This is a genomic window from Alcaligenes sp. AB3 (assembly GCF_031844565.1).
Lineage (GTDB): Bacteria > Pseudomonadota > Gammaproteobacteria > Burkholderiales > Burkholderiaceae_B > Alcaligenes > Alcaligenes faecalis.
On record NZ_JAUZVM010000005.1, the window covers coordinates 197,200 to 203,355 of the forward strand.

General features: G+C 55.9%; 5 protein-coding genes. All 5 read left to right on the top strand.

What is annotated here, in order from left to right:
- The first annotated feature begins 9 nt into the window (after nucleotides 1-9).
- Complete coding sequence (locus tag Q9R35_RS13055) at nucleotides 10-231, top strand: hypothetical protein (RefSeq protein ID WP_022983326.1); 222 nt, start codon at nucleotides 10-12, stop codon at nucleotides 229-231.
- Nucleotides 209-2,398 (top strand): type I secretion system permease/ATPase, encoded by a 2,190-nt coding sequence (locus tag Q9R35_RS13060; RefSeq protein WP_373862631.1) that lies wholly within the window; start codon nucleotides 209-211, stop codon nucleotides 2,396-2,398. The genes Q9R35_RS13055 and Q9R35_RS13060 overlap by 23 nt, the downstream gene beginning before the upstream one ends.
- A 71-nt stretch (nucleotides 2,399-2,469) precedes the next feature.
- Nucleotides 2,470-3,756 (top strand): HlyD family type I secretion periplasmic adaptor subunit, encoded by a 1,287-nt coding sequence (locus Q9R35_RS13065; RefSeq protein ID WP_231691388.1) that lies wholly within the window; start codon nucleotides 2,470-2,472, stop codon nucleotides 3,754-3,756.
- Nucleotides 3,757-3,864: 108 nt separating this feature from the next.
- Nucleotides 3,865-4,479, top strand: a complete 615-nt coding sequence (locus Q9R35_RS13070) for a response regulator transcription factor (RefSeq protein ID WP_063692242.1) — start codon at nucleotides 3,865-3,867, stop codon at nucleotides 4,477-4,479.
- Between the two features lie 174 nt (nucleotides 4,480-4,653).
- The coding region (locus Q9R35_RS13075; RefSeq protein WP_311219963.1) for a retention module-containing protein at nucleotides 4,654-6,156 on the top strand (1,503 nt) is incomplete at its 3' end.

Consider the following 6,156-nt stretch of genomic DNA (forward strand, 5'->3'; position numbering starts at 1 on the left):
GAGGCACGTATGAGTCAAAACGAAGATGACTACAAACAAGAGCTTTCAGTCTCGGATGCCAGTTTTATCCGGGTGCTGGAGGATTTGATTGACGCACTGGTTGCAAACGGTGTGCTTCGTATGACTGATCTGCCTCCCCAGGCCTTGGCCAAATTGAACGAGCGCAAACGTACCCGTCAACGCCTGCGGGATTCGCTGGATTTGATTAATGACGATGAACCACTCATCTGACAGCACGACACCAAAAAGCGGGGAATTCAGTGTCCCGCCTCATCTGACACATGATGATCCTCTTCTGACCTGCTTGGCAGAGATCACCCGTATTCACGGTAATCCCTGCACACCGCAGCATTTGTCTGCGGGTCTGCCCTTGCAGCGTGGACGGCTGACGCCGGCGCTATTGAATCGGGCGGCGGCGCGAGGCCATTGCACGGCGCGAGTGTGGCGCCGCGCCTTTACCGAACTCGACACCAATCTGTTCCCGGTTATTTTGTTGCTGAACAATAACCGCGCATGTGTCTTGTTGGGTCTGGAAGGAGAGCATGCCCGGGTGCATTTCCCGGAAAGTGGCAGCCCCAGCGAAATCAGCCTGGAAGATCTGCAAGCGCAGTACTCCGGGCTGTTGGCTGTGGTGCAGCCGGATTTCCGTGTCGAAGCGCGTGCCAAAGATGGGGTAGCCCCCATGAAGGGCAAGCACTGGTTCTGGACAGCCGTAGTGCAAAACTGGCGTCTGTATCGTGACGCCATTGGCGCTGCCTTACTGATCAACTTGTTTGCCCTGGCCATTCCGCTCTACACCATGAACGTGTACGACCGGGTAGTGCCCAATAAGGCGATTGAAACCCTGTGGGTGTTGTCGATCGGGATTGGATTGGTTCTGGTCATGAACATGGTGCTCAGCACTGTGCGAGCCTATGTGGTCGATGCGGCCAGTAAACGGGTGGATATTCAGTTATCTGCGCGGATTATGGAGCGTGTGCTGGACTTGCGCATGGAGAACCGACCGCCGTCGGTGGGCTCCTTTGCTGCCAATCTGCGCTCCTTTGAATCGGTGCGCGACTTTATTGCTTCGGCCAGTTTGACCACACTGGTCGATTTGCCTTTTGTATTGCTGTTTTTGGCTGTGCTGGCCTGGATCTCGCCCTGGATGCTGATCCCGCCGGTAGTGGCCATTGTGATCATTCTGGGTATTTCCTGGTTTGCGCAGGCCCGCATGGAGCGCCTGACCAAGCAGACCTTCCAGGCTGCCGCCCAGCGTAATGCCGGGCTGGTTGAGTCCTTGGCTGGCATGGAAACCCTGAAGGTCCTGAATGCGCAAAGCAATGCTCAGCGCGATTGGGAGCAGTCAACCGAATATCTGGCACGTCAGGGTGCCCGTATCAAGATGACCTCCACGCTCACCGTCAATACGGTGCAAATGCTGCAGCAGATGGTCACTATCAGTGTGGTGATTATCGGGGTGTATCTGGTTCAGGAAACCAAATTGTCCATGGGGGGCATTATTGCTTCCTCCATGATCGCAGGCCGTTGCCTGGCTCCATTGGGGCAGGTGGCTGGCTTGATGATGCAGTATCAAAATGCCCGTACCTCCTTGGGCTCGGTCGATTCATATATGAATATGCCGGTAGAGCATCCCGAGGAGCGTCACTTTGTGCCACGTCCTTATCTGGAAGGCTCTATCGAGTTTCGTAACGTCAGTTTCACCTACCCCGGTGCAACCCAGAACGTGCTCGACAAGGTCAGTTTTTCTTTGAAGGCTGGCGAGAAGATCGGCATTATCGGCCGTATCGGCTCCGGTAAAACCACCTTGTCCAAGCTGATCCTGGGTCTGTACAAACCAACGGGCGGCACAGTGGTGCTCGACGGAATTGATAATCAGCAGATTGATCCGGCAGACGTGCGTCGCTCCATGGGCTATGTCTCGCAGGACCCCATGCTGTTTTATGGCTCCTTGAAGCACAACCTGATGATGGGGACTCCCTACGCAACCGACGACCAAATGTTGGCAGCAGCGCGTCAGGCCGGCGTAGACGACTTCGCACGACGCCATCCTGATGGCTACGACATGATGATTGGCGAGCGTGGTGAATCCCTCTCGGGTGGTCAGCGCCAGGCGATTGCGGTAGCCCGTGCCTTGATTGGTAACCCATCCATTCTGTTGCTGGACGAACCCAGCAGCAATATGGACAACCAGAGCGAATCGGCTCTGCGTCGCAGTTTGCAGAAAGAATGTGAAGGCAAGACCGTGGTGCTGGTGACACATCGCACCGCTTTGCTGGAGCTGGTCGATCGTCTGATCGTGATGGATATGGGGCGTATTGTGGCGGATGGTCCCAAGGATCAGGTTATTGCCGCTTTGCGTAGTGGGCAGATTGGCAAGGCCCGGAGTGCAGCATGAAGATAAAGAACCTGATTCATTGGGTGCGTGCACAACTCCAGGACACCAGCGCGCCGCCTCCTGGCAGCAACATGCTCAAAAACGCCTCATGGACGGCTCGCTACCAAGAGGTACGCGGTTCCACGCTGCTGATCTGGCTGACGTTATTGGCAATTTGCGTGCTGATCGTCTGGGCCAGCCTGGCCAGTATTGATGAAGTGGTGCGCGGCGAAGGCAAGGTCGTGCCATCTCGCCAGGTTCAGATTGTGCAAAGTCTGGACGGCGGTGTGGTGGAAGAAATTCTGGTCCGCCCTGGCCAGTCCGTGGAAGCGGGCGAAGTCTTGCTGCGTATTGATCCAACCCGTGCCTCGTCCTCTCTGGGCGAGAACGAAGCAGAATCCTTGTCCTTGAAGGCCAAGGCTGCTCGTCTGGAAGCCATTGCCGCAGATCAGCCTTTTGATATGCCCGGTGAGGTTCTGGAAAAAGCCCCCGACTTGGCGGAAATGGAACGTCGTGTCTGGCAGGCTCGTACTGAAGAGCTGCGTTCCAATATTTCGGTGGCTCAGGAGCAGTTGAACCAGCGTCAACAGGAATTGCGTGAAACGCAGGCCAATCGTGATCAGGCGGCCTCCAGCTGCGGGCTGACCTCGCAAGAACTTCAAATGACTCGTCCCTTGCTCAAGAGCGGGGCTGTGTCTGAAGTGGACTTGCTGCGTCTGCAGCGTGATGTGGCTCGTTACTGCGGTGAGCAAAAAGCAGCCACAGCACAAATCAGCCGTATCCAGGCCTCGATTCAGGAAGCCCAGAACCGGATTGGTGAAGTGGAAATTACCTTCCGCAACCAGGCCCGTACTGAACTGGCTGAAACACGTGCCAAGCTGGCATCCCTGGAACAAGGACAACGGGCCTTGGCCGACCGTGTGCGACTGGCCGAAGTGCGCTCGCCCGTGCGCGGCACCATCAAGACTCTGTCTGCCAATACGGTGGGCGGTGTGGTGCAGCCTGGTAAAGATATTCTGGAGATCGTGCCCACTGACGACACCCTGCTGTTGGAAGTGCGCATCAATCCGCGCGATATCGGGTTTCTGCACTCGGGCCAGACTGCCGAGGTCAAGTTCACCGCCTATGACTTTGCCGTTTACGGTGGCCTGCCCGGCGTGCTGGAACAGACCAGTGCCGACACCATTACCGATGAAAAAGGCAATTCATTCTATATAGCTAAAGTACGTACTGACACGGTGTATGTCGGTGACGATAACCGTCCGATCCTGCCCGGTATGGTGGCCGAAGTGCACATCATGACAGGCAAGCGGACCGTTATGCAGTACTTACTCAAACCTATTCTCAGGGCCAGATCCAACGCGTTCAGGGAGCGTTAAGGCCGATCGGTCCGTTGGGGGAGTAGCGCTGACGATAGAGGTGTAATACCCGAGTCAGACCAAGAGCTGATGGCTTATAGCTCGTGTTACCAGTAAGGGAAAAGCGGTATGCGACAAGTAAATTCGGTTTTATTTCTGACTGCCGATGAGGCGTTGTGGCAGCATTGGCGTCATCTGGATTCCGTCACCTGGTTGCCCGCCAGAGGGCAGGGCATGGACGATTTGCTGCGTTGGAAACAGCAGCAGCGTGATCTGGTGGTGGTCGATAGTGCCCTGGCTTTGTGGAATCATCCCCAATGGTCCAAGGCTGTGCAGGGCATGAAAATTATTGTCGCCAGCCCACGCCCTTTGGATACCGAAGGTCAAGCCGTGCTGGCTCTGGGTGCTCGTGGCTATATTCACGCCTACAGCTCGTCGCCCTTGCTGGTGCAGGCGCTGGACCATGTGGCCAGCGGACAAGTTTGGGTCGGGGAGTCCTTGCTGAGCCGTCTGCTCAGCGATGTAACCCGTCGTCTGGAACCCAAGGCAGGCTGGGAAAGTACATTGACCAGTCGTGAAGTCGAGGTAGCGCAACGCGCCTCGCTGGGGCACTCCAATCAGCTGATTGCAAACGATTTGGGAATTACCGAAAGAACGGTTCGCGCCCATCTCCAAGCGGTTTTTGAAAAGCTGGATGTAACAGATCGTTTGATGTTGGCGCTAAAAGTACACGGCATAGCCTAAGCCCTGCTCGCCGTCTCGTTCGTATTGTCAAGTTAAGTCAATAACCATAAATAAAACAGCGAACTGGCGGCGACGCCAATATCGAGTAGCGGACCAACTCGCTATTCTCTGATCAAAGAAAGTCCATTTCTGACTGCTGCGCGGCGGCAGTCTTTTTTTAGGAATCAGACAGTCATGGCACTGGATACTGTTTTAGTGACACGAGTTGAAGGTACGGCATGGATTCGTACCGCCGATGGCTCCAAAGTAGCCGTCAAAGAAGGGATGCGCGTCCCTGTTAATGCCGAGATCATCACCGAGACCGGCGCCAGCGTCGAACTTGAGATCCCTAGCAGCCCATCGATGACCATTTCCGATAACCGCTCCTTCCTGGTCAGCGGCGATATCGCAGAAACCGATGTGGACCCCGTCGCTGCTGCTTTGGCCAACCCCAACGATCCAGCCATTACCGCTGTGTTGGCCGCCCTGGAAGCCGGTGATGACCCATTCTCGCAGCTTGACCCAACCGCCGCCGTATTGACCGGTGGTGGCGAAGGCGGTGGCAGCAGCTTCACCCGTCTGGTCAGCATTGTGGAAACCACACGTCCCCTGGCGCTGGAATACCCACGTCCTGGCGTGCCTACCGTTGAAAACGTGCGCCTGGGCGGCTACAGCGGTACTGGCGAAGAAGAAGCCGGTCCTCTGGTTCCTCCCTCTGTCACTGTCAAGATCAATGACGACGGTACCGTTACCTTCACATTTACTGAAGTGCCATTTGGCTTCGATATCGAAGATATCGAGGTGACTGGCGGCGGTCGCATTGAAGGCCTGACGCCTGACAACAAAGATCCCAAGACCTGGACCGGCACGCTGGTTCCCCCACCGAACTACGAAGGTGAAATTACCGTCAAAGTACCCGACGGCAGTTACACCAACGAAGTCGGTACCCCAGGTAACGGCGGCGAAGACACGACCACGGTCGACACGCTGCCTCCAGAAGCTGAAATCACTATCGATTCCATTACTGAAGACGGCGTCATCAATAAGGAAGAATCCGAAGGTGATGTAACGATTACTGGTACCGTCGGCAAAGACGTCAAACCTGGCGACAAGGTCACCGTGACCGTTGGCGGTAAAGAATACGAAACCACCGTTAATCCGGACGGCAAGACCTGGAGCGTGGACGTTCCTGGCTCTGAGCTGGTCAACAACGACAAGGTTGAAGCCAAGGTCACTACGACTGACGACGCAGGCAACACCACGACCGCTACCGACGAGAAGCCGTACGACGTAGACGTAGCGCCTCCCGAAGCCGAGATCAAGATTGATCCGATCACGGGTGACGACGTGATCAACAAGGATGAGTCGGGCGGCGACGTCACGATCACCGGTACAGTTGGTAAAGACGTCAAACCTGGCGACAAGGTCACCGTGACCGTTGGCGGTAAAGAATACGAAACCACCGTTAATCCGGACGGCAAGACCTGGAGCGTGGACGTTCCTGGCTCCGAGCTGGTTAACAACGACAAGGTTGAAGCCAAGGTCACCACGACTGACGACGCTGGCAACACCACGACCGCCACTGACGAGAAGCCATACGACGTAGACGTAACGCCTCCTGAAGCCGAGATCAAGATTGATCCGATCACGGGCGATGACGTGATCAACAAGGATGAGTCGGGCGGCGACGTCACGATC